Source organism: Methanoculleus receptaculi (genome assembly GCF_033472595.1).
Taxonomy (GTDB): domain Archaea; phylum Halobacteriota; class Methanomicrobia; order Methanomicrobiales; family Methanoculleaceae; genus Methanoculleus; species Methanoculleus receptaculi.
In genome coordinates, this window is record NZ_CP137642.1 from 1,596,707 (window position 1) to 1,619,542 (window position 22,836).

The window sequence follows — 22,836 nt, forward strand, 5'->3', positions numbered from 1 at the left end:
GTCACCTACCCTATATAAGTTATATCGAGAGAGACCATCACCGTTGCGATCGCAGCGCCTCAAGGATCTCCTCAAGCTCCGCTGCAAGGTCTTTTGCCGCGATTTTCTCGCCTCTCAACTCCCGCAGCAGGCTGACATCCTCGACAAACTTCTTCCTCCGGGCGTCGGCCTTCAGTGTGGTGATCAGAGAATCCTCGACGGTGCCCCCGGATGCAAAGGAGACTATATCAAAATCCTCTTTCTTCTCCTCCACCTCAGGGACCTCCTCCTCGGGGGCAGGCTCCTCCTCTTCTTCCTCTTCCTCTTCCTCACCCTCTACCTCGATCCTGATCTCGGCGGGATCCAGGTCGTCGAGCGCGGAGAGTTCGTCTCTCAGTATGCCGATGTCCGGGATACCCTCATCGTCCGGGATACCCTCATCGTCCGGGATACCCGGGACATCTGCTGCTATCGGAGGGAGAACGCTACCACCTGAAACCCCGGCCGGCACCTCAGTCTCGGTCTGGTGGGTCTTCAGGATCTCGGATACGGCATCCATATCCTCTGCGGACAGGAGGGATACATCCTCCGGAGAGAACGAACCGCCCAGGTCCGGACCTTCTCCGTTGAGATCGAGGTCGGCGATCGAGTCGAGGTCAAGGTCTGCAAGTGATGCCAGCGGGTCTGTCACGCTCCCGCCAGGTCTTGGCGGGGCCGGGGAGGAGCCGGCATCGGCGCCCTCGACAGCCCGGTCAAGCATCTTATCGATCTTCTCGATACCTTCCTTCTTCTTGCTGTCGGATGCCCGGGCATGGGCGATCGTCTCCCGGATCGAGGCTGTAAACGTCCCCAGCATGCCCGAGAACCGGCCTTTTGCAACCGGGGCAGGCTTCGCCCCAACTGCATTCGGCGCCTCGGGGTTCTTCTTCCGCCTCCACCCCCGGAATGCGGCTCCTAAATTTGAGGGTTTCAGTTCTGAAAGATTAAGCGCCCCTGTGACCAGAAGCGCGAGAAACCCTGCAAGCACAGTAACCGCAACGACAACCTCCGGGTTGGCATCGAGGAGGATGATCAGCGAACCGGTGCCGACGGTTATAAGGAAGAGAAGCGGGCGGCGGAGACTCTCTCTCACTATCCCACCCCCACAAGTGCCGGAATGGAGAAGAAGATGCCCACGACGATCGGTGCAATGATGTATATGATACCGGTGGCCACACAGAGCACGCTTGTGAAGAAGTAGTAGAGGTAGCGGTCACCGCCCATAACAATCTTCCCGGCCAGTATGTCTGCAGCGGTCAGCAATAAGAGGATCGTTATCACGTAGGTTCGCATGACGTCTTCGGGGAAGTTCACAAAGAGGTTCATGGACATCCCCATGGATATCCCCGCACCAGAGGGGGTGCCCCCTGAGAGCGCGCTCGAGGCCTCTGTGAAGTAGTTCATCACATCTGTAACGGCATTGGACATCGAGAGAAGGATCTCGAAGAGGAAGACGAATATGGCAATCATCGCGGCGTGCATCGGCACGAGAAGGACGACAAAACCCTTCACCATCATGTCGCGCTTCCGCCGGAGCAGCACCTGCTCGAGCATCGATGAACCGACAATCTTCCCTATCTTGTCCGGCGACCCTCCGAGGGCAACCGCGTCGCGGAAGATGTTCATGTACTTGTAGATGAGGTAACTCCCGGTCTCCCCGATGAACTTCTTCCAGCTCCTGGCCTCATCGAGTCCGAGATTAATCTTCGAGGATACCGAGTTGATGAACGATTCAAGGTAGACCAGCGACTTCTTGTCCACCTCTCTGAGCGCATCACCTACAGTGATCGCCTTACCGCCCATGATCGAACCAAGCCCCGTGATGAACGTGGCAAAGTCCTCGTCCCGCCTGACAACGTTCGCATCGTCGATGTAGCCGATCACCCCAAGCGGCATCAGGAGCAGCCCTGCAAGCAGGAAGATGACACCTGCGTTGGCGCCAACAACGGCAAGGATCAGCGTGACCGCAGCGACGACCGGCACGATGAGCCGTTCGAGCCGCCTGATGAGGCCCTGCTCCTTTGAGCAGACATCCTTAAGCCCGTGGGTGCGGGGGTCATCGGGAACAGCCCGGTACATGATCGTCAGACCGAAGACCGATATCGCCACGATGATCATGTAAGAGATGTTCAGCGTCGCCTCTATCCCTTCCGGGGCGTAGATGCCGGCCGAGATCATCATGATGGTTGCAACAAGCGCCGCCGATAGGAGCATCGCGATGTAGGCGTCGCCCCACTTCTTTAAGAGTTCGATCCCCTGCTCATACGTGTTCCGATAGATGCTCCGGATGGTCGAGAGTTCTGTGGCGATGAAGTCAGCATCGGGAACACCGGAGTCGATGGCGTTTGAGTAGCGGTTGAGCATGCTCTTCAGTGTCGCGTTCCTGCACCGCTCCGCGATTGCCCGGAGCCCCCCGGCGTAACTCTGGCCCCAGCCTGCGACCTGCCGCTGGACCTTTGCGATGTAGCGTGATGGGATATACTCAGACCGCTCGGATGTGTACTGGAAGATCTCCGGCCTTGTCACGGCCGAGGTGGTTATCGCGGCCATGTAGGTGTACATGAAGAGCAGGTCCTGCTCCATCTTTTTGTTCTCGAGGATGGATGACCGGAGTTCGGTGAGGGCTTCGATCTGGTCCTCAAACGGGATCCTCCCCTGGTTTGCCGTCCGCAACCGTTCGGTCACGCTCTCGAACAAGTGTTACACCTCGATGGTGAGCAGCCCCTGTTTCTTGATCTTTGTGATCATGTGGAAGAGGTCCCAGAACTGGGTGTAGCCGGCTTTGTGGAGCCGTTCCAGGATCCTGGCGCGTTTATCGATCTCGTCGTAGATCTCAGCCCGCCGGTTCTCGGGGATCCCGAGCATGGTTGCGATCTTGTTCTCGAGGAGATAACTGCTCCCCCTCCCTGTGAAGGTGAAGGTATCGGTCGCGGGGTCCCAGACGAACGTGGCCATAAATGAGAACCCCTCGGTCTCGGGGTCGTAGCCGACGAGCTCGTTTATGCTCAGCATCCGCCGGACGGTTCCGCCGCCAGGGAGTTTCACGGCGCTCTGGATGATGACCAGGTTCAGGTTGTCGACGAAGGTCTTCGGGATGCTGATCGGGTCACCGCAGAGACGCTGGATCAGTTTCTCGATCGAGGCGGCGTGGAATGTGCTCATCACCGCATGACCGGTCTGCATGGCGGAGAACGCAACAGACCCCTCAACCCCGCGGATCTCACCGACCAGGATCTGGTTTGGGCGCTGACGCAGCGCGGCCTTCAGGAGGTCGAACATCGTGACATCCGAGCCTTCGCCCTCTCCCTTGCCCTTGGCTTTTGCGACCTCGCGTGTCCAGTTCCGGTGGGGAACGGTCAGTTCCGGGGTGTCCTCGATGGTGACGATCTTGCTCTCGGGCGGGAGGAAGGTTGTGAGGGCGTTCAGGGTGGTGGTCTTGCCGCTCGCAGTCTCCCCGGAGACAAAGAGGGACATCCCGTACTCAAGGCAGATCCAGAGGTAGGCGGCCATCATGTAGTCGCACGTGCCGTTCTCGATGACCTGCAGGATGCTCAGCGGGATCTCGTTTACCTTACGGATGGTGAAGTTGCTCCCGTGCTTGCTGATGTCTGTTCCGTAGACGATGTTGATACGCGATCCATCGGGGAGGGTCGAGTCAACGATGGGGCTTCGGTATGTCAGCGGCTGCTTGATCCGTTCGGCGAGTTTGATGACAAAACTGTCGAGTTCCTGTGAGTCTCTAAACCCGACGACAGACTTGAGCCCCTTGAATATCTTGTGCTCGATGAAGATCGGGCCGACGCCATCGCAGGTTATATCCTCAATGTATCTATCGCTCAGGAACGGTTTGAGGACACCCATCTCGATCTTGTCGCGGACTATCATGTACTCAAGGGCGCGGTACTCCTGTGGCGTGAGAATGATCCGGCCGTCGGCAAGTTCCGGGAAGCCGCTGGACGGGGGTTTTGCCGGAGCACCGATATCCGAGGTGAGGAAGATCTTGATCCGGGTCTTGATGTCCCTGGGTTTTCCGCCAGAAAGGAGGGACTCGTCGATCACCTCACCCGGCTGCTTCACATACACAAGCTGCTGAACGAAGGTCTTAAGGGTCTCGATGCGTGCCTCCTCGGTCAGAGGGTCCTCCTCAAGGGCGTCGATCATATCGATCAGCCTATCCTCGATCACCGGGAGGGTTGCTTTTACGGAGTGGAGAAACGAGGGCTCAATGGGGATGTACCAGTTCCGGACATCGTTTGGGTCCGGGAATATGTGGACGAAGGTTGTATCGTTAACGGGGTAGATGATGTTCGGGTTTTCCAGCGATTTTAAGTCGTTCTTCAACTCCGGGAGAAAGAGGGGGATGCCGACGGTGTTTACCGGCAGGATGTGGAGGTACTCGAGGAGGTGGGGGTTTGCCTTTACGTATTCGCGGGCGTTTGAGGGGAGCATCCGGTAGAGGGCGCAGGACTCGACGTTGTTGTAGCAGTCGTTCCCCTCGTCGATGAACTCCGGTTCGAATGGGAGGGTTACCGTGGCTTCCAGATCTGTCACCATCGATCTCACACCCTTGCGACTGAGACGGGGATCACCTTGATGCCGTAGCCGGGGTGAACCTCGAAACTGACGATGTTCCCGGTGGTTTTGCGGGCGCCGCGGACCTTAACAACCTCGAGCATCATGACGTACTTGCCGCCGACAAGTGCCTTCTTCATGAAGAGGTGGGCATCACAGATTGAGCGGATACGGACAAGGGCATCCTCAACGAAGGCGTAGGTGTGGAGGGTGATCAGGATGGTCTTGCCGTGGTCGACAAGGTTCTTGCAGTTGGTAAAGAATGTGAGGACGGTGTCCTGGGTGGCGTACTCGGTAAAGAGGGTGAGCGAGTCGATGACGATGATCTGGGCTTTCGTCTGCTCCATGAAACCGATCATCCGCTCCAGGGTTCCATGCATCTTCTCCTTCGTCCACTCAAACCCGACGACGTGCATCGGAAATACGCGTAAGTAGCCCCAGGCGAAGTAGTCGGAGATGTCAAGGCTCATCGACTCCATCTGGGTGAGGAAACTCTTGCTCGTGTTCTCTGTCGAGAAGAGGTCGACGTTGAACCCCTGTTTCAGGGCGCCCCAGATGATCTGCTGGGTAAGAACGCTCTTTCCGGTGTCGTTCTCGCCCTCGATGAGGGTGAGCGACTGAAGCGGGAGGCCGTCGGCTATCTTTTTGTCGAGCTCGGAGTTCCCGGTCGAGAGGATACTCTGGTCGGGCATCTCGAGGACGCTTTTCTGGGCATCGACGCTGGTTACCATCTCGATCACCTGGTGATGTATGTTGAGGCTGAGACTCCGTTCGGGGTGACGACCTGGACACAGATGGGGGTTGCATCCTCCTCGAAGGTGACGATGAGGGTGAGGGTCTCATCGGGGTCCCACTGGCCGGGGTGGACGCCGTCTGGATTTATCCTCACATTGTTCCAGTAGTTCACATCTCCTTTCTCGTAGGGGATGTATACGGGGCCGGTCTCGTAGTGGAGGTAGACGTCGATGGAACTTATATCGACGACCGGTTCGCTCCCGGTGTTATCCACCTTGACGGAGAGGCTCTGGTTGTTCAAGGTCGTCTCCTGGATCGCGATCGCTGTTCGCATCCGGGCCTCCTGCTGAGCGGCAAGGCTGCTCTGCGCCTCGACCAGCACCTCGGTGGTGGCGAGGGTGCCGCCGATCAGGACGTAGGCGGTGACGACGAGAAGGAGGATGCCGACACCGGATGCGACGATTGGTCCCGCGCTCATCTTCAACCACCCGCGGTAAACGTGGTCGAACGGTAGACGCCTGTTGGGAGTACGAACTGGAAGTAGACCACATCGCCCACGCCCGGGATCTTTGAGGTCATTCCTTCGATATAGAGTGTCTCGCCGGGGTCCCACTGGCCGTTGGTGTCCTCCAGGATCTCGTATTTCCATGTCCCTTCGGGGAGCGATGTGGAATACGTCAGCCGGGTGAAGTCGCCCTCCGCCCCCAGGAAGACGTCGGCCTTATCGATCTCAGTGCTGGCGACCCTGCCGGTGCCGACGTTCTTTATCCAGATCTTGGCGGTGTTGTTACTCCCACTGGCGTAGGTCGCGACTATCCGTATATCGGTGCTCAACCGTTCGTCAACGGCATGGGAGGAGGAGGATATGGTGCCCGAGAGGGAGTAGATCACTGGAAAAACTGCGTTAATCAGTACGCCAGCCGATATGACGGCGGCGATAAGGAACATCGCTGTGGTGATTGCTTCGCTTGACATTCGCTGATCCTGTCCATTCTACCCGGTCCTGTTAGATCCTGTCAAGAAGTTCGGCCCAGGTGTCGCCGGCATCCCGCTCTGCCTGAGGCTCCCCCTTCTGCTCTTTTGCGCCGCGCCGCGAGTGCATCAGCACCTCGATCATCTCCCGGTCGAGCGTGGAGTCCTCGGGGTCAAGGATCCGGTTCAGGACGTAGAGTTCGGAGACAAACTCGTTTGGGCCGATCTCCTCTGTCACTTTACTGGTATCGGCTACCATCCGCATGATCTCGCGGATCTGCCCGGCTACATCCTCGCTGATGTAGCCCATCGACTGGTAGGCGTCGATCATGATACTCATGCGCTCGCGGCCGTACCTGCTGCATCCCTGGTTCACCCACTCGAAGAGCCGGTGGACCTTCTGGAGTTTGAGTTTTGAGGGGGGTTTTGGCCTGGAGTCCTCGGCGGGGGGCGGGGTGTAGACCGTTCCGGCCCCTGCCGCAGGAAGACCGGGGAGGGGGGCGGCCGCCCTGGCCATGGGAGGGGACTCTGCGGGGTTTGGGGCCGGGGGTGAAACCTCCACCGCGGCATCCGTGTCTGGAACCTTCTCATCATCCATTTTGGCCGGGGTGTCAGCAGGGGTTTCCGACCGGGCCTTCGCACGAACGGAGGCAGAACTTGTGAACGGGTTGTCCAGCTCGTTCAGCCGTTCCCGCAGGTCGATGAGCAGCCGTTTGATCGACGTCTTGACGAAGTCCAGTTCCTTCTCGAGGGCGTCGAGGCGGGCCTCAGGGTCATCCGAAGATACACCCGCAAGTATCTTATCGATCTGAGCCTGGTCTACCCCAGCCATTATGGTGATTTATATAACCACTATTATTTATAAACTTTTGCCACAATAGATCCCCGGTTTTATTCTGGTTCGGGGTATTCTGAGGTGTGTTGCCCGGACGGTGTGGGGCTGGGAAACCAGGGGTGTCCCACTGGCGGCCGGAGGGGGCCTCTGCCATCCGCGCCCCGGCATGGTGGGGTATGAGCCCGCCGGGCCAGCGGTCTGGATGATAAAACCTCCATCTTTTCCGGGGAGTGTGTTTCCACTCCACTGTCTATTATGCATCTCTCGTTGAACGTATCTCGTTTGGCACCCCCACCCGGACACACCCAACATCTGGATTGGCGGGCGTTCTGCGGCGATGCGGGTCATCCCCAAATCCCCGTGGGAGGTTCATTAAACATTTTTCCGAAGGTATAATAGGAGGGGAGGCGTAGCGAGAAGGTAAACATACCTGCAAACATATCGAGGTATCCGTAACCGAAACTTCTCCACAACGCCAGGATGCTGATATGATGCCACAAAAGGGGTCTAAAAAAAGATCTGAGCCGGAACAGAGTGCAAAAACCCGCGACCAACCGGAGCGAGGGGCGGTTTCATCTTTTCTTGACCGAAACCTGATTCCGATACTCATCTTCATCGTCTCGTTCTTCTTTATCATAACGTTCTCGAACCCGGCGCTCTTCCTGAACGATGAGTGGATCACGGTCAACCAGCTGCACCAGCTTGGGGAAGGCCACCAGATCATCGTGAACGAGGGGAAGTATGGGACGTTTGTGAACGGGACGCCGGGGCCGTACATGCAGTCTCACCATAACCTCCTCGGCTATACCATGATGCTCCCTGTCCTTTCGCTCCCGGCGCTCCGGTTCTTCGGCCTCTTCGGCGACCAGTTCAGGCTGGCCATCGTCCTACTCTGGTCGATGCTGCCGGTTGTGATGGCGGTGCTGGTCGACGCTTACCGGCCGCAGTACGCACGGTGGCGTGGGATAAGGTGGACTTGGCTTGTTATCGTGGCGTCGTTCATAGGGCTGCTTGCAAACCTGGTCTTTTACTACCCATGGCCGTTCACCGCACCGGACGCTCCCGTGGAGGCCGCAGCGGTGGTCTTCACGAACCACCTCCTCTTTGCTGCATTCGCGGTGATGGTCTACCTCACCTGCAGAACCATCTTTGAGGATACCTGGCTCTCGATCTTCGGGACGATCACCTGCATCTCCTGTTCGTCCTACATCTTCTGGGCTGCAAACGCGAAGGACCATATGCTTGTGGCGGCGATGATGGCGGCGGTCATCCTCTTTCTGGTGAGGTATATCAGGTACGGAAGGCTCCGGGATGCCGCCATGGGATTCGGGTTCATCGGGTTGCTTGCATGGGCGCGGCCGGAGGTGGGGTTTGCGGTCTTTGTCTTTGCCGCGCTCTACTTCGTCGGGCTCCAGATACCCCGCGGCCTCCAGGGGAGGCCGGTACAGGAGACGGCAAAGGCGCTCTGCATCCCTCTTGCCACGCTTGCCGGGGCCGTGCCGCTCTTCATCAACAACATCTGCGTGACAGGAAACCCCCTCGTGCCCCCGTTCTACGTCTACCAGAGCCGGGTCTGGCGTGCCGGAACCGATGGGTCGTTCATCGGTTCGGCCGAGGCGATTGGTGATGTCGCCCAGGCGGTCCAGGCGCCGTCAGGCGGGATTGCAGATTTCCTCTCGATGGTCACCGGGCACTTCTCGCCATCATGGTCGACCCTGCCCGGCGATATCTTCGGCATCCTCTTTGGCCCCGAATCCGGGAACATGAACCTTGTGGCGGTCTCGCCGCTGATCATCATCGCGCTGGTTGTGTTGCCCATCCTGCTGTGGAGGAGACCCGAACGGTTCAGCGCGTCGGACCGGCAGGTCATTCTGCTCCTTGCTGTCGTCGGCATCGCGGTCTGGGTGGCATACCTCCGGTCGATGCACGGGCTCAATACGAGCAACGGTATTGTTCCTGATATCCGGTATCTGACACCGTTCTATCTGCCGGTGGGACTGCTCGGGGTATACGCCGTATCGCGCCTGAGCAGCACCGACCCGAAACGGCGGACGCTCTCGCTTGCCGCCGTCATCGCGGTCTCTGCTCCGGTGCTGCTCGTCGTGATGATGCTCTTTCAGCCCTACGGCGGCCAGTACGCCGGCTACACGCTGTTCTTTACCCGGGTCACGTTCGTGCTGCTGGCTGTGACCCTCGTCCTCATCGCGGCGGGAAAGCGGTTCGGCATACCGCAGAGGTGGGTCATGGCGGCTGTGCTCCTCCTTATCGCCGTCCCGTTTGCGTGGCAGATGATGATGGTCTTCCTCTACTCGGTGGCAAAGTTCAACGGTTACCCGCTCTGGATCCCGGTTGTTGAAACGCTCTTCCAGCACTGCATCGGGGTCTCGGAACTACCCCCTCCCTCCTGACTCTTTTTCTAGCGATCCCGGGGGTTCCGCACACCCCGGCCAAACCGGCCGATCTCGGCGGCCGCGGCCTGCTTGACCAGGAAGAGCGTGACGATGCCTGCCCGGCGCTCCCGGGAGTTGGTCTTGAGGTCATCCCAAAAAGATCTCCGAACCTTCGGTATAACCTGATCGGAGCCCTTACTTCCCAGTTATCCGCCATCTGAACCTTATCCTGATCCTGGAGGGTGAAACGGCTTCCCACTGGATATCGCCACTCGGGGGAGGGTCCGGGAGGGGGTGCCCCCCTCCCGGTAACAGCGTTTTGGGACAACTTCGTTATCTCTCTTGACGGAGAAGAGTTGCTGGCAGTCCCGTGTGAACCGGTGTTGGCGCACGCTGCATCATGGGGGCTGCCGTCTACGTCTCTAATTCTGGTTCCTCGCTCTGTAGCGTTATCAATCCGGCTTTACCGCCGGCGACCTGCTTCGCCCGGACGGGGTCTGCTCGCGGGTCTGGGATGGGGTCGGGTAGTTCCGGGGTGATCGGTGCTGAGGAGAGCGAATTTGGTCGGTTGGCCCCCGGCAGGTTCCCGCACACAGAAGAGGGGGGTGAGAGGGGTTATAAGGAGGAACCGCGCCCGGTGCAAGTGGGCAACGTTGCATGGGCGCTGGCCGGAGGACAGGCAGAGTAAACATACCCGAAAAGGGGCTCCCGGCATACCCGCCGGGCCGGATCGGTTGCCGGGCCGCGGTTCCTGTAGAGTTACTGCATCAATACCTGAAAGAAAAAAGGGTTGGGGTGAGTGTTCACAGTTAGAGAATGTTCACCTTGTCGAGATATGCCGGTACGGTCTTCTTGATCGGGTAGACTGCACCGACAGCCGGCTGAAGGTTCACGGAGAACTCAGTGTAGGGTTTCAAATCGGCCCCGGCGGGGAACCTGATCTTCAACACAAACTGCTCTCCTGGTTCGAGGAGATGGTTTGCAGGGGTGTTGATGTCATTGTAGGTTTTAATGACAGCCCATTCGCCTTTAGCAGGGGTCAGATTGTACCAATCAACGCTACGTGGTATGACCACTGACGTCGTTCCGCTGGTGAACGTCACCAGCATCTGGCTGATATCGATCGGCGTGCCGCCTGCTGTGTTCCCTACGGTGAATTCAATAGAGTCCAGCGTGGTTGGAGCAGTAGTACTAGCATGCCCATAGATGTTCCCAATGATCTCAAGGCTCGAACTTGCCTGCTCTGACCCGGTGTGGACAACCTGCTGCGCCTGCTGCGTCGCGAAGAACCCGGCACCGAGCATTACATACGAGAAGACCGCGGCTACGACGACGAACGCGATCAGCACGATCGCGGCCTCAAGGCCGGTGAACGCATCTTCGTTCTTGAATAGTTTCATCATTCTCATTCACCTCAGTAAACCTCGTAGTAGTGGCCTGCCTGGAAGTCAGCCGGTGCTATACGGTTGATAGGCAGCGCCGCACCGATGTCGGGCTTGACCTCTACGGTGAAGCGGGCGTTCGGGCCGATCTCGGGTAAAGTACCACCGCTATTCGGGATCGTGATCTTCACCATCTCGAATTTGTCAAGCATGTTGTTATTGCCGCTCTGCTGGGTAGTGCCGTTCACGTACCAATCATCTTTTACACCACCAAACGTGTAGGTCTCCAGATCATTAGCCGTCGATACGGTGAAGGTCACCTTCTCCATGTCCACCGGCGCCCCCCCGGCAGCAAGCTGCAGGAAGAAGGCGATCTCTCCCAGATTGGTCGTATCTGTAGCCTTCACGATCACCGGCCCCGAGACCTCAAGGTTCGAGGTCGCCTGACCGACGCCCGTGTGCACAGTCCTCTGCGCCTCTCCCGTCGCGAAGAACCCGGCACCGAGCATTACATACGAGAAGACCGCGGCCACTACCACGAACGCGATCAGCACGATCGCGGCCTCAAGCCCGGTGAAACCCTCCTCGTTTCTAATCAATTTGCTCATGAAGCGTTTCCTCCTGATACCGGATGCCCGGATGAACCTCTCACCCAGACCAACACGGTTCACTTGAGTCTATACACTACCTTATATAAATAATTTTTCACTGTGATGCGGGAGGCTGCGCCCATGATCGCTGCAGGGGGTGCAAGCAACCAGGCGTTTACCGCGGGAGATCGGCACCAGAGAGGTGCTTGCAGCCGGAAAGGCAACCATGGAGGTGTGGAAATACTTCACGTGGAAAAACCCCCACTTCTGGAAATATAATTCAAGATCGGGAAATATCATGCACCGCGCCCACCAGAACCTGCCGGGTGCAGAACCGCGGGTGTGATATGCTGCGGCAGCAAACACTCTCAAGAGAGAGAGTATGGGTGCAAAGGCTGATATAATCTATGTCATCCTCGGGGTCGTGGTCGTTATCCTGCTGGCCCTGGTCATAAAGCCGATGGCGATGGGTGAGATACCCCGGCTCCCGTGGGGGTGGGGGGAGGAAGCAGGACCGACCGTCACCCCCGCATGGGTGCCCACGATCCCCACCGCAACCGCGTCACCAACACCCGCGCCCACAACGGCGCCCCCCTGGAACGGGACGCCGCAGAAGATAGGGTTCGTCGACCCTTCAACCTACCAGATACCCACAGGCGAGAGCCAGGTGAACATGACCGCCCTGCCGGTGAACAGATCCGCTCCGACACGCTGGGTGACCTATGCGACGATCGACGGGCACTGGTCGGGGACGACCGGGATCGTCCGGATCCCCGGCCCCATCTGGCGGCTTGACTACTCCGATATAGCAACCTCAAACTACGAGATCTCGCTCTTCAACTGCCAGGTTATGGACGCTGCCGACCCGAACAGGTTCGTCAGGATCATCACCCTCGACTTCCGCGACTTCCTGGCAGCGAAGGACAACCCCAACCTCAGGAAGGAACAGTGGGTGAGCACCTTTTACGAGGGCTACCACGACTACTACTTCGTCATCAACGCGCGGTGTATCGACTCTTACCACCTGAAGATCCAGGTGCCGGAAGAGTATCTTGGGGTATAGGAGAGGCGAGGGGGAGCGGTTTCGGCGGAGATATGGAGATGAATAACCGCCCGGGAGAGAAAGAGCCTCCCGGATCTCTCGCATTCTCGCATGCTGTCGGGATGGTGTTTCTCTACCCAAACACCGCCTCCTCCCGCCCCCTTCCGAGGGGGGCGGGCAGTGAGGGGTGATTGGCCAGATGGCCGTGGCAGGGGGTGCAGGAACAGGATTCCGGCAGGGTGTTCACACTGACGGTAGAGAGGTTGTCTGTTCCCCGGCAGTGCGTCGATGGGATATCGCCCCCGTCGGGGAGGGGCTGACGGGGAGGGGGCGGAACGCCCCTTCCCCTGTCTCCTGCATCTCAACCAGACACTCCGTTTCCATGTGAGGCAAGCCACCCCCACCACCCGGCCGCTCACGCGGCCTCCTCCCGCCCCCTTAAGGGGGCGGGCAGTGCGTGGCGATTGGCCCGATGGCCGTGGCAGGGGACGGGAACAGGATCTTCGGCAGTTTCTCACCGACGCTCTGGTTGACGCTTTGCAGGGCACGGCATCTATGGAGAATCGCCCCCGTGGGGGTGGGGCTGACGGGGAGGGGGCGGAACGCCCCTTCCCCTGTCGCTCGCGTGCCACTGAAAACCTCTCTCGCTGGATCACCCCCACCACCCGGCGCTTCCAGCGCCTCCTCCCGCCCCCTCAAGGGGGCGGGCAGTGCGTGGCGATTGACCCTGGATAGCCGTGCACGGAGAGGAAACAGGATCTTCAGCGGTTTCTCACCGACGCTCTGGTTGACGCTTTGCAGGGCACGGCATCTATGGAGAATCGCCCCCGTGGGGGAGGGGCTGACGGGGAGGGGGCGGAACGCACCTTCCCCTGTCGCTCGCGTTTCCCGTTGAACGGTATTTATAGAACACCCCCACCTCCCGGCCGCGCGAGCGTCTGGCGAGTGACCCGGTGGCCGTGCCCTGGGCTGAGACAGGATCTCAGCGAGTGTCACCTTAGGCCGCGAAGAGACTGCCAGATCCCCGGACACCGTATCGACGGAGAATCGCCCCGTGGGGGGCGGAAACGCTCCCCACGCCCCTATCTCATCGTGTCACCGAAAACGCCTTTCCAGGGCGGGAGCCAACCGTCCGGCTTGCCGCCCCCGCGCGGCCATAATCAAAAATGACGTGGAGGGCGCCGGGACTCAATTCGTTCTGGACGGGGTGGCGACGCCTGATCGAGACCTCAGGCCGCACCAAGCCCCTTCTAACACCTGCCGATCCAGTGCCGCACGATAAACTGCCGCACCAGCAACGCCGCCACCGCCGCCGTCTGCCCGGCATCAAACGGCGCAACCTCCACATAATCAAACCCCGCGGTATGCGGCCCAAGCGTGCGGACGACCTCCCGGAGATCGAGCGGCGTCATCCCGAACGGTTCCGGCGTCCCGAGACCCGGTGTGAGGCAACAGTCGATCGCGTCGGCATCGATCGAGAGGTAGACCCTCCGCCCCTCGATCATATCCAGAACCTCGCCGAGGATTGTAGCGATCCCGCGCTCCCGCACCACGTCGGCGGTATACAGATGCGTCCTCTCCGCCGCGATCTCAAACTGCTCGCGGTCACCGCTCCGCGCCCCGATGATCACAACATCCTCGACCGTCTCGAGGACGCGCCGGGTGACGCAACCATGGCTGTAGGGCGTTCCATCAAGTTCGTCCCGGAGATCCAGGTGGGCATCGCAGACCACGTAGACCTCCGGCCCTACCGCCCTGACCGCCCCGACCGTCACGGTATGCTCCCCCCCAAACATCACCGGCACCTTTCCGTCGCGGACGATACCCCGGACAAAATCGGCAACCCCATCAACAACGGCCTCCGGCAGCCTGGAGACCATGAGATCGCCGAGATCCGTCACCGGGACGTCAAAGAGTTCAATACCGGCAGCAGGGTCGTAGGCCTCGAAGTTGAACGAGAACTCCCTGATAGCCCGCGGCCCAAACCGCGTCCCGGGGCGAAAAGACGTCGTCCCATCGTATGGAACACCGAATATCACGTAGCGGGCGTCCTCATACGGTGTATCCGCATCCGCAAAATGGAGATGGACAGGATCCTGCATAACCGTTATATCCAGAAGATCTCACTCGAGTTTCTTCTTGCCCAGAGACGATATGTAGGCGACTTCTTTGCCCGGTTCAAGACCGGCGGCCTCTTCCGCGGTCACGTTGAGTTCAAACATCTCGAAGTCCTTGACGTCCATGAACTGGACGGTCGTGCCGGCGATCGAGATCACCTGTGCTATCTTCCGCTCGACTACCGGGACGTATACCTTTGCCGAGACCGGCTGAACGATCGAGCGCTTGACGCCATCAAAGATCCCTATACAGTCTATACGGGACTTTGCCGCTCCGTGTTTCCCCGGCTTGGAGGTGGCGATGGAGACGATCCTGCACGGCTCGTCATCCACAACAACGTAACGCCCCTCCTTAAGCTTCCCAACTTCTGTCTGTTCCTTCATATTGTCTCACTGTGGTAAACGCGTGATTAATGTATCTGGATTGCATTACATAAATACACCGCAGAAGATAGATGAGGCAGGACGGGAGAATTGAGGCGGTTCATCAGGGCGTGTGACGATCTGGCAGCGGCCGTCCGGGATGCCGTTGCCGGTATGATCGGGACGCCAGAAGCAGGGGATTACGTCAGGATGGGTGCGGACGGCACACCCACAAAGAAGATCGACCAGGTTGCAGAGGATATCGTCGTCGACTACCTGGCCGATCACCCCCTCTGCCAGCGGCTGATCAGCGAAGAACTCGGCTGCGCAGCGATGGGCGGGAACAGGGGCACCATCTTCCTCGACCCCGTTGACGGCACATACAACGCCGTGGTCGGGATCCCGTTCTATGCCATCTCCATTGCGTATGCCGCTGATGGGATGGTTACCGCGGGGTACGTCCAGAACCTCGCCACCGGCGAGACGTTCCACGCCATCCGCGGGGAGGGCGCCTTCCGGAACGGCCGCCCGATCCATGTATCGAACGTATCGAGACTTGAGGAAAGCGCCATGAGCGTTTACGGCGGCAGGAAGTCCGACCCCGCCCCCATCCAGCGGATCGACCGGACGATCAGGCGCTGCCGTCTCCTTGGTGCATCGGCGCTTGAACTATGCTACGTCGGTTGCGGGCGCATCGAGGGTTTTGTCGACCTCCGCGGAACGCTCCGGGTCACGGACGCCGCGGCCGGGATGCTGATCTGCAAGGAGGCCGGCGGCATGGTCTCCGACCCCGGAGGCGGCGAGGTCGTCTTCCCCGACGACGTCTCCGCCGGCCGGCGCCTCGTAGCCACGAACGGCATCCTGCACAGCAGGCTCATCGAATATCTGAAGGGTAACCGCACATGAGGGTAACACTGGTATCGCGTCTCGATGACGCGGAGGCGCTCCGCTACACCGCCTCGCTTGGCCGGGAACTCAAAGACCTCGGGCACGACGTGGTCCTGGAGGAGGGCACGGCACGCCATCTCAGGAGGAATGGGGGCACCCCGTTTGAGGAGATCGACGCTGACCTGGTTGTGGTCGTCGGCGGCGACGGTTCGGTGCTCCTAACCGTCCAGCGTATGAGAAAACAGGTCCCCATACTCGGGATCAACTGGGGGGAGGTGGGGTTCCTCACTGACCTGGAGCCTGGAGAGGCGATTGATTTCTTTGCCAGCCTGGACGCGTTTGAGGTCGAGCAGCGGATGCGGGTCCGCCTCTCCGCCGGGGGGAGGGTGCTCGGCGATGCCCTCAACGAGGTGCTCATCGTCACCGACCGCCCGGCAAAGATGCTCCGGTTCGGCGTCTACGTCGACGGAACGCTCTCAGAACGGTTCCGGGCTGATGGGCTGCTGGTATCGACCCCGACCGGATCGACCGCATACGCCATGAGTGCGGGCGGGCCGATCGTCGACCCGCAGATCGAGGGGATCCTGCTCGTCCCGCTCGCGCCGTACATGCTCTCGTCCCGGCCACACATCATCAGCACCGGGAGGCGCCTTGAGATAACCCTGGAGACCGATAAACCGGCACACCTCGTTATCGACGGTCAGACCACGCTTGAACTCCCGAAAGAAGCAACCCTCATGGTCAAAAAGTCGGATCAACCCGCTTTATTCGTCAACACCGACAAACAGTTCTTTGAGAAGGTGAACCGTAAACTGCGTAACCTCTGACCCGGCCGGTGCCTCAATGAGAGATTTTATCGGGGGCCATGAGGATTATCCTCAAAAACAGGAGTGAGCACGATTATGGAAGACCAGATGCGCACGAAGATCCCGTATGCGGAGATCGCAGAGATGCTGAAGAGGAGCCTCAACCTCCGGGGCTCCCCCGTCGCGGTGAAACTCGCCAGGAAACCTGAAGATATCCCCGATGGGGTGGGGCCAATCGAGGAGACCGTCCGCCACTGCCAGATGGTCAGCAGGGCACGGTTGAAGGGCGAGATCTTCTACGCGACCACCGAAAGGCATGCCTGCATGGGGGGCGCCTGGGCGCTCGGGCTCCGCGAGATCACAGAGAGTCTCAGCACAGGGGAGTTCTACTACAAACTCGGGAAGTTCGAGACCTGGGCCGCCTGCATGCGAACCATACAGCAGGTCCCCCACCTCCCGGAGCCCACGACCTACGCGACCGTCTACGCACCGCTTGAGAAGACACCTTTTGACCCCCATGTCGTCGTCATCATCGCAGAACCGCGGGTGATGCTGAAACTTGCGCAGGCGGGACTCTACCTCCTCGGCGGACGGATCGAGTCCTCCATGGCCGGGATCCAGTCCGTCTGCGCCGATACGACAGCGCTGCCATACCTCTCCGGAAAGGTCAACTACTCCCTCGGCTGCGACGGTTCGCGCCGGTTCTCCGGGATCGAGGACAACGAGGCTGTTATGGGGATCCCCGCCGAACTCCTGCCAGAGTTCGCCCGGGCGCTTCCAATAGTCACCGGTGCGCCGGGCTCGGTGAAGTGACGGGGAGAAAGATCCTCCCACCCCCTTTTGCAACGGAGAACCGAGGGCGGAACGGTGACCTCTCCGGTGGCGGGCAGTGAGTAGCGATGGCCACACGGGGAAGCCGTGCCGGGGATGAAAACAGGATTTTCCAGGACGGTTTCACCGAGACGCCGGGGGTTGGTCCCCCGGCACTGTATAGGCATCTCTGATTTAGCGTTTTTCATAGAAACACCCCCACCCCGCAGTTGCTCTAACCAGGAGCCTCTCACCAAAAGGGTAACTATCAAGACTGCCGGTGCCCTTGACACGATGCACAGAGTCACTGTCCCTTTACAAAACCTAACAAAAGCAAAAAAGCCTCAGGCGAGATTCGAACTCGCGACCTTGTCCTTACCAAGGACACGCTCTACCGGCTGAGCCACTGAGGCGCAACGCACCACCTATGTTGGAGGTTTACCCTATAAAAGGTTACGGCAGGAGCGGTGCAGATACAGCCGATGAGCGCGCTTCAACGCCTCCCGGCATCGATCGCCTCCAGCGCCGCGATGCTCGCGAGCACCCCCTCCAGCGTCTCCACCTCGACTATGGGTATGACGCCGCTCCTGTGCACCGCCTCCATCACCGCCGCAAAATCGATCGTCCCCGTCCCGACCGGCGAATGCGTGTCCCGCATACCGTCGTTGTCGTGCAGGTGGAAATGCGCAGCCGGCCGATCCAGGAAACAGTCCAGGCAGCCGTTCAGGTTCGCATGGCCAACGTCGAGCGCAAGCCCGATCCCATCGATGAGCGGCAGATCATCACAGGAACGAAGGAAGAAGTAGTCCGGACCGCCCATGTTCTCCACAAAGAACGTGACCGAGAGGTCATCAGCACCTGCACTCAGTTCAGAGAGCGACTTCTGGAACTGCCTCGTTGACTCCTCCCGCTCCTCGCGCCATGCATAGTAGCCCGGGTGAATCACCACGTCCGCCCCCACCTCAGCAGCGACAGCGAAGGCCTGCACCAGGACATCGACGCTTGCCTGCCGGATCGGTTCAAGGAGGCTCGCAATGTTCACGCCACGGTATGGCGCGTGAATGAAGTAGCGAAACGAGTGGCTCTCGAGCGGTTCTGCGGTCTCCAGAGAATGCAGCCCCCCATCCATCACCTCCACACACCTGGTTATGGGGGCGAGTGTGTCAAGCGCCACATCGAGCGGCTGGTGCTGAAGGCAGTATGTCGAGATGCCAAACATACAGAGTGTTTCGGCAGGATCGATAAATAGGTTAGGTACAAACCCGCAGGAGGAGAGCACTCCCATGCAGACAACTCCAGGTACGCATGATTTATGCTACCCTTGCCGCATACACTTACGTATGGCTGACGGCTTTGTCCCGGAGGTTGTCGTCTCAAACCACCTTGAGAAGGTAAAAGCCGAGATCTTCTCATACATAAACTCCAACGCCAGAGCCATAGACGATAACTTTGCCGCTTTCTTCGGGAACATCGTCACTATCCTCGACAATGCCGGCATCTCCATACCTGACCAGGTTTACGACGAGTTCATAGACTCGATCGCCTACACGGTCTTTGACGTCAGCAACCGGGCCGGAGACCTGAAGTTCCTCACACGCGCCTGCGGGATCGCCTGCGGGATGAAACGGAAGAAGGAGCGCAAGGCCGGAGTCCACCTCGCAGCCGCGGTCAAACTGATGAAGATCGGGATGCCGCTTGCAGCAACCACCTTTCTCCAGCCCTACCGCAAATTCGATGCCGCCGTCGGATGCTGGTGCGCCTACTGCTACTACACACTCTACAAAGAGGGGTCGTCCGAACCCGGCTACTCCGCGTCCGAACGCTGGAACTACCTCAAGACCGCACGCCAGCAGATGGAGGAACTCGGGCAAGCGCAGCCCGGACTGAACCGCCTGGTCAAAGGAGAACTTGCAGATGACCGCTGGCTCATCGAACCGTTCTGGGTGATGATCTTCCTTGCGACCGAGTGGATCCCCGAGAACCGGTGGTTCCTTGAGATCGGGATCACACGCGCAAAGCAGGAGAAGAACGAACCGGCGCTGGTGAAACTGCTCCAGATCGGGTTTCTCCGGTTTCCAAACGACATGCTCTTCTACCGCGAGGCCTATCACCTCAAGTTCGAGCAGGGTGACCTCGCAGATGCCCTGGGTCTCATCCGCGACCTTCTCCAGAGGTTTCCGGAAGACCCCGAACCTGTCTACTACGGTCTCCGTACGGGTCTCTACCTCCCCCAGAAGGAGGTCTTTGAAGAGTTCCGGAGACGTGCCGATGCGATAAAGATGCCCGGGCACGTCCTCCACCTCATCGACTACCTGTATGCCTTCCTCAGGGGGAGGATGGATCAGGCGAACCTCTCTCTGGACGAGTTCCACAGGAAGTACCCCTCCCTTAACTACTACTCCGAGATCCTGCGGTTTGTCACCACCGAGATCCCTCCGACAGAGAAGAGCGTCAAGAGAGTCGTATTCCTCTCAGTCGACAACTTCTGCAAGAAGATGCTCAGGATCGGAGAGACCTGAGGGTGCCGCAAAGAGCACCCTGATGGTTTCGCGCATCATAACCACTCTCGCTACCCTCCATGGCATACCGCTACCTCTTTGGCCCGGTTCCCTCCCGACGCCTGGGCATCTCGCTCGGGATCGACCTGGTGCCGCACAAGACCTGCTCCTTCAACTGTATCTACTGCGAGTGCGGGCAGACGACCGACCTCACCTGCGAGCGGCGCGAGTACGTCCCGACCGACCGGGTCATCGCAGAACTCGACGATTTCCTCGCGACGGCGCCGGATCTCGACTACGTCACCTTCGCCGGGTCAGGGGAGCCGACGCTTCACTCCGGGATTGGCGAGATCATCTCCTTCATCAAAGACCGCTACCCCCGCTACCGGGTCGCGGTGCTGACCAACAGCGCGCTCTTCACAGACCCGGATGTCCGGGCCGCTCTCATGCGGGCCGACGTCGTGGTGCCGTCGCTTGATGCCGTCTCCGAAGAGGTCTTTGTGAAGATCAACCGCCCCTCTCCCGGCATCACCGCCGGGCAGGTGCTTGAGGGGCTGCTCGACTTCGCCAGGGAGTATACCGGCGAGGTCTGGCTCGAGATCTTCATCGTCCCGGGTGTCAACGACACCGATAAAGAACTCCGGCTCCTGAAAGACGCCGTCATAGCAATCGAACCCGATCGCGTCCAGGTAAACACCCTTGATAGGCCCGGCGCCGAGGACTGGGTCCTGCCGGCATCGCCCGAGGCCATCGAGCGGATCGCGGCAATGCTCGGCGGAAACGCGGGGGCGATCGGGGTAGCGTACGCGGGCCGGACGTTGCCGCCGAAGACCAAAGATATCGGGGAGACCATCCTCGCAACAATCCGGCGCCGGCCCTGCACACCCCGCGATCTCGCCACGCTGCTTGGCATCCGTCCAACCGAGGTCGCAAAGCACCTCCGCGTCCTCGAAGCACAGGGCCTGATCGAAGCCGTGGAGGAGAAGAGAGGGGTATTTTACCGGCCAACCTGATCAATCCCGCATGTGGACGTCCAATCTGCGGGAACGGGATCTCGATCCCCTCTTCTGCAAACCGCTCGTAGACGCGCGTGATGTCGCTGCCGTATGCGGCCGAGATCGGGATCCTGATCTCCAGCTTGACGTCCGGCAGGGCGTAGTTGACGATGACGCTGCTCGACACCTTTGAGTTTGGGATGGTGACCATGAGGATGGCGATGAACCGGATGACAGAGCGTGCCGAGACCTCGAGCACCCAGATGATCCCGTCGTCGAGGTCGGTCCCGGTCTGCGATGCCATCCACCTGCTGTAGAGGTTGACGAACGAAGCGACCACCGCCGCAGCGAAATATTCCTCCGAAACGAGCCGCGCGTACTCCCCGAGGATGATCGCGGGATCGATGATGAACGTTACCGAGATCCAGACGGAACCCGCGATTATTGCAATGGCCAGGGGTTTGTTGAGCGAGTAGAGAGCACGATATCGTCGAGTTTCGATTCCGTGAGGTGGCCCGTTTTTGCAGCCACCAGAAGACCTGGTGAACGGCGAACGCTGCGATGATTCCGCAGAGGGCGATCGCGCTTCCGTATCGGATGCTGTTTATTCCGGTACTAATATGTGCTGTCAGCGGAATATAAGTGTGATAATTCATGGCGGTAGGTAAGGAAATCCTCGATACGCTTCACGCTCTCGTGGACCGGGATATCACGCTCATGCACATCTGCGGCACCCACGAGGCGGCGATCGCACGCGCCGGGATCCGCAGCATCCTCCCCCCAGGGCTCAAGATCGTGATGGGGCCGGGCTGCCCGGTCTGCATCACGCCACAGGGGGAGATCGATGCCGCTCTTGAACTGGTGAACCGCGGTTGCACCGTTGCCACGTACGGCGACCTGCTGCGTGTCCCGGGGTCGAGCGGATCGCTTGAGTCAAGCGGCGGGGATGTCCGGGTTGTGCAGGGAGTGCACAGGGCGGTGGAGATCGCCCGGCGGGAACCGGAGCGTGAGGTCGTCTTCATATCGGTAGGATTCGAGACCACAGCACCGACGGTCGCCGCCATGATCCTCTCCCACCCGCCGGAGAACTTCTCGATCCTCTCCTGCCACAGGCTTGTCCCTCCGGCGATGGCCTGGCTCCTTGACCAGGGCGAGGCGGCGCTTGATGGATTTATCCTCCCGGGTCACGTCTGCACCGTTATGGGCTACCAGGAGTATGAGCAGTTCCCAGTCCCGCAGGTCGTTGCCGGGTTCGAGCCCGAGGACATCCTCCTCGGGCTGCTGATGGCGGTCAGGCAGGTCCGCGAGGGGAGACATGAAGTGGAGAACGCCTACCCGCGTGCGGTCACGCGGGAGGGAAACGTCAAGGCAAAACGCCTGATGTATGAGGTGTTCGAACCGGTCGATCTCGAGTGGCGCGGGTTCCCGGTGATCCCGGCATCAGGCCTCCGGTTGAGACCGGAGTTCGAGGGCTACGACGCGCAGAAAAAGTTCGATATCGAGATCAGGCATGTGGAGAAGCACTCCGCCTGCATCTGCGACCGTGTCCTGCGCGGAATCGCCAGGCCAGCCGACTGCAAACTCTTCGGCAAGGCCTGCAACCCCCGCACCCCGGTCGGCCCCTGCATGGTCAGCCACGAAGGGGCGTGCAGGATATGGCATCTCTACGAATCGCGGAGAGGTTGAAACTCCCACTCTCCGCTGGCCTTTTATACCATATCAAACAACCTAATATGGCAGTCCCGGTAGGGTAGTGGACATCCTGAAAGCCTCCGGAGCTTTCGACCCGGGTTCAAATCCCGGCCGGGGCGTTTACCATTTTT

At 59.7% G+C, this 22,836-nt stretch carries 21 protein-coding genes and 2 tRNA genes; 10 read left to right on the forward strand and 13 right to left on the reverse strand.

The annotated features are described in order from the left end of the window. Positions 1-37 precede the first annotated feature (37 nt). The 7 genes from R6Y96_RS08160 to R6Y96_RS08190 are packed head-to-tail and all read right to left on the reverse strand — an operon-like array spanning position 38 to position 7,129. Positions 38-1,111, reverse strand: a complete 1,074-nt coding sequence (locus tag R6Y96_RS08160; RefSeq protein ID WP_318620801.1) for a hypothetical protein — start codon at positions 1,109-1,111, stop codon at positions 38-40. Continuing rightward, positions 1,111-2,715, reverse strand: coding sequence for an archaellar assembly protein FlaJ (flaJ, locus tag R6Y96_RS08165; RefSeq protein WP_318620802.1), 1,605 nt, complete (start codon positions 2,713-2,715; stop codon positions 1,111-1,113). Before flaJ ends, R6Y96_RS08160 begins: the two co-directional genes overlap by 1 nt. Positions 2,716-2,718: 3 nt before the next feature. Then, positions 2,719-4,572, reverse strand: a complete 1,854-nt coding sequence (locus tag R6Y96_RS08170; RefSeq protein WP_318620803.1) for a type II/IV secretion system ATPase subunit — start codon at positions 4,570-4,572, stop codon at positions 2,719-2,721. A 5-nt stretch (positions 4,573-4,577) separates the two neighbouring features. Further along, the gene (locus tag R6Y96_RS08175; protein ID WP_318620804.1) at positions 4,578-5,321 is read right to left on the reverse strand and encodes an ATPase domain-containing protein; all 744 of its coding nucleotides are present in this window, start codon (positions 5,319-5,321) and stop codon (positions 4,578-4,580) included. Positions 5,322-5,326: 5 nt separating this feature from the next. Beyond that, positions 5,327-5,803 (reverse strand): flagellar protein FlaF, encoded by a 477-nt coding sequence (locus R6Y96_RS08180; RefSeq protein WP_318620805.1) that lies wholly within the window; start codon positions 5,801-5,803, stop codon positions 5,327-5,329. A gap of 2 nt (positions 5,804-5,805) precedes the next feature. After that, positions 5,806-6,300 (reverse strand): flagellin, encoded by a 495-nt coding sequence (locus tag R6Y96_RS08185; protein ID WP_318620806.1) that lies wholly within the window; start codon positions 6,298-6,300, stop codon positions 5,806-5,808. A gap of 31 nt (positions 6,301-6,331) precedes the next feature. Further along, positions 6,332-7,129, reverse strand: coding sequence for a FlaD/FlaE family flagellar protein (locus R6Y96_RS08190; RefSeq protein WP_318620807.1), 798 nt, complete (start codon positions 7,127-7,129; stop codon positions 6,332-6,334). A 491-nt stretch (positions 7,130-7,620) separates the two neighbouring features. Between R6Y96_RS08190 and R6Y96_RS08195 the strand changes: the two genes are divergently transcribed. Further along, positions 7,621-9,540: a DUF2339 domain-containing protein gene (locus tag R6Y96_RS08195; RefSeq protein WP_318620808.1), complete on the forward strand. Its 1,920-nt coding sequence runs from the start codon at positions 7,621-7,623 to the stop codon at positions 9,538-9,540. A gap of 791 nt (positions 9,541-10,331) precedes the next feature. Here R6Y96_RS08195 and R6Y96_RS08200 read toward each other — a convergent pair. Continuing rightward, positions 10,332-10,925 (reverse strand): archaellin/type IV pilin N-terminal domain-containing protein, encoded by a 594-nt coding sequence (locus R6Y96_RS08200; protein ID WP_318620809.1) that lies wholly within the window; start codon positions 10,923-10,925, stop codon positions 10,332-10,334. An 11-nt stretch (positions 10,926-10,936) separates the two neighbouring features. Then, complete coding sequence (locus tag R6Y96_RS08205; protein WP_318620811.1) at positions 10,937-11,512, reverse strand: archaellin/type IV pilin N-terminal domain-containing protein; 576 nt, start codon at positions 11,510-11,512, stop codon at positions 10,937-10,939. A 364-nt stretch (positions 11,513-11,876) separates the two neighbouring features. On the opposite strand from R6Y96_RS08205, the gene R6Y96_RS08210 reads away from it, so the two are divergent. Beyond that, positions 11,877-12,557, forward strand: coding sequence for a hypothetical protein (locus R6Y96_RS08210; protein ID WP_318620812.1), 681 nt, complete (start codon positions 11,877-11,879; stop codon positions 12,555-12,557). A gap of 1,229 nt (positions 12,558-13,786) precedes the next feature. Here R6Y96_RS08210 and speB read toward each other — a convergent pair. Next, positions 13,787-14,638 carry an agmatinase gene (speB, locus tag R6Y96_RS08215; protein WP_318620813.1) on the reverse strand — a complete coding sequence of 284 codons (852 nt, stop codon included), beginning with the start codon at positions 14,636-14,638 and terminating at the stop codon, positions 13,787-13,789. 21 nt (positions 14,639-14,659) lie between these two features. Continuing rightward, on the reverse strand, positions 14,660-15,037 hold the full coding sequence (locus R6Y96_RS08220) for a translation initiation factor IF-5A (RefSeq protein ID WP_318620814.1): 378 nt from the start codon (positions 15,035-15,037) through the stop codon (positions 14,660-14,662). Positions 15,038-15,127: 90 nt separating this feature from the next. Between R6Y96_RS08220 and R6Y96_RS08225 the strand changes: the two genes are divergently transcribed. From R6Y96_RS08225 to R6Y96_RS08235, 3 genes are all read left to right on the forward strand, one after another. Further along, positions 15,128-15,922, forward strand: a complete 795-nt coding sequence (locus R6Y96_RS08225) for a bifunctional fructose-bisphosphatase/inositol-phosphate phosphatase (RefSeq protein ID WP_318620815.1) — start codon at positions 15,128-15,130, stop codon at positions 15,920-15,922. Then, on the forward strand, positions 15,919-16,731 hold the full coding sequence (locus tag R6Y96_RS08230) for an NAD(+)/NADH kinase (RefSeq protein ID WP_318620816.1): 813 nt from the start codon (positions 15,919-15,921) through the stop codon (positions 16,729-16,731). The genes R6Y96_RS08225 and R6Y96_RS08230 overlap by 4 nt, the downstream gene beginning before the upstream one ends. Before the next feature lie 75 nt (positions 16,732-16,806). Further along, positions 16,807-17,523, forward strand: coding sequence for a DUF169 domain-containing protein (locus tag R6Y96_RS08235; RefSeq protein WP_318620817.1), 717 nt, complete (start codon positions 16,807-16,809; stop codon positions 17,521-17,523). A 337-nt stretch (positions 17,524-17,860) separates the two neighbouring features. Here R6Y96_RS08235 and R6Y96_RS08240 read toward each other — a convergent pair. Beyond that, positions 17,861-17,933, reverse strand: a tRNA-Thr gene (locus tag R6Y96_RS08240). 80 nt (positions 17,934-18,013) lie between these two features. Continuing rightward, the gene (locus R6Y96_RS08245; RefSeq protein WP_318620818.1) at positions 18,014-18,739 is read right to left on the reverse strand and encodes a sugar phosphate isomerase/epimerase family protein; all 726 of its coding nucleotides are present in this window, start codon (positions 18,737-18,739) and stop codon (positions 18,014-18,016) included. 121 nt (positions 18,740-18,860) lie between these two features. On the opposite strand from R6Y96_RS08245, the gene R6Y96_RS08250 reads away from it, so the two are divergent. The 5 genes from R6Y96_RS08250 to R6Y96_RS08270 all read left to right on the forward strand — a co-directional run bounded on the left by R6Y96_RS08250 (position 18,861) and on the right by R6Y96_RS08270 (position 22,824). Next, on the forward strand, positions 18,861-20,039 hold the full coding sequence (locus tag R6Y96_RS08250; protein WP_318620819.1) for a hypothetical protein: 1,179 nt from the start codon (positions 18,861-18,863) through the stop codon (positions 20,037-20,039). A 59-nt stretch (positions 20,040-20,098) separates the two neighbouring features. After that, positions 20,099-21,031, forward strand: coding sequence for a radical SAM protein (locus R6Y96_RS08255; protein ID WP_318620820.1), 933 nt, complete (start codon positions 20,099-20,101; stop codon positions 21,029-21,031). A gap of 146 nt (positions 21,032-21,177) precedes the next feature. Further along, entirely contained in the window at positions 21,178-21,330 is a 153-nt protein-coding gene (locus R6Y96_RS08260; RefSeq protein WP_318620821.1) for a hypothetical protein, read from the forward strand. Positions 21,331-21,667: 337 nt separating this feature from the next. After that, positions 21,668-22,699, forward strand: coding sequence for a hydrogenase formation protein HypD (gene hypD / locus R6Y96_RS08265; protein ID WP_318620822.1), 1,032 nt, complete (start codon positions 21,668-21,670; stop codon positions 22,697-22,699). A 53-nt stretch (positions 22,700-22,752) separates the two neighbouring features. Continuing rightward, a tRNA-Arg gene (locus R6Y96_RS08270) sits at positions 22,753-22,824 on the forward strand. Positions 22,825-22,836: the final 12 nt, after the last annotated feature.

What these genes read in the sequence shown, in the direction of transcription:
- R6Y96_RS08170 (WP_318620803.1), bottom strand. Translation starts at nt 4,572, where the DNA reads ATGGTGACAGATCTGGAAGCCACGGTAACCCTCCCATTCGAACCGGAG.
- R6Y96_RS08175 (WP_318620804.1), bottom strand. Translation starts at nt 5,321, where the DNA reads ATGGTAACCAGCGTCGATGCCCAGAAAAGCGTCCTCGAGATGCCCGAC.
- R6Y96_RS08180 (WP_318620805.1), bottom strand. Translation starts at nt 5,803, where the DNA reads ATGAGCGCGGGACCAATCGTCGCATCCGGTGTCGGCATCCTCCTTCTC.
- R6Y96_RS08185 (WP_318620806.1), bottom strand. Translation starts at nt 6,300, where the DNA reads ATGTCAAGCGAAGCAATCACCACAGCGATGTTCCTTATCGCCGCCGTC.
- R6Y96_RS08190 (WP_318620807.1), bottom strand. Translation starts at nt 7,129, where the DNA reads ATGGCTGGGGTAGACCAGGCTCAGATCGATAAGATACTTGCGGGTGTA.
- R6Y96_RS08195 (WP_318620808.1), top strand. Translation starts at nt 7,621, where the DNA reads ATGATGCCACAAAAGGGGTCTAAAAAAAGATCTGAGCCGGAACAGAGT.
- R6Y96_RS08200 (WP_318620809.1), bottom strand. Translation starts at nt 10,925, where the DNA reads ATGATGAAACTATTCAAGAACGAAGATGCGTTCACCGGCCTTGAGGCC.
- R6Y96_RS08205 (WP_318620811.1), bottom strand. Translation starts at nt 11,512, where the DNA reads ATGAGCAAATTGATTAGAAACGAGGAGGGTTTCACCGGGCTTGAGGCC.
- R6Y96_RS08210 (WP_318620812.1), top strand. Translation starts at nt 11,877, where the DNA reads ATGGGTGCAAAGGCTGATATAATCTATGTCATCCTCGGGGTCGTGGTC.
- speB (WP_318620813.1), bottom strand. Translation starts at nt 14,638, where the DNA reads ATGCAGGATCCTGTCCATCTCCATTTTGCGGATGCGGATACACCGTAT.
- R6Y96_RS08220 (WP_318620814.1), bottom strand. Translation starts at nt 15,037, where the DNA reads ATGAAGGAACAGACAGAAGTTGGGAAGCTTAAGGAGGGGCGTTACGTT.
- R6Y96_RS08230 (WP_318620816.1), top strand. Translation starts at nt 15,919, where the DNA reads ATGAGGGTAACACTGGTATCGCGTCTCGATGACGCGGAGGCGCTCCGC.
- R6Y96_RS08235 (WP_318620817.1), top strand. Translation starts at nt 16,807, where the DNA reads ATGGAAGACCAGATGCGCACGAAGATCCCGTATGCGGAGATCGCAGAG.
- R6Y96_RS08245 (WP_318620818.1), bottom strand. Translation starts at nt 18,739, where the DNA reads ATGTTTGGCATCTCGACATACTGCCTTCAGCACCAGCCGCTCGATGTG.
- R6Y96_RS08250 (WP_318620819.1), top strand. Translation starts at nt 18,861, where the DNA reads ATGGCTGACGGCTTTGTCCCGGAGGTTGTCGTCTCAAACCACCTTGAG.
- R6Y96_RS08255 (WP_318620820.1), top strand. Translation starts at nt 20,099, where the DNA reads ATGGCATACCGCTACCTCTTTGGCCCGGTTCCCTCCCGACGCCTGGGC.
- hypD (WP_318620822.1), top strand. Translation starts at nt 21,668, where the DNA reads ATGGCGGTAGGTAAGGAAATCCTCGATACGCTTCACGCTCTCGTGGAC.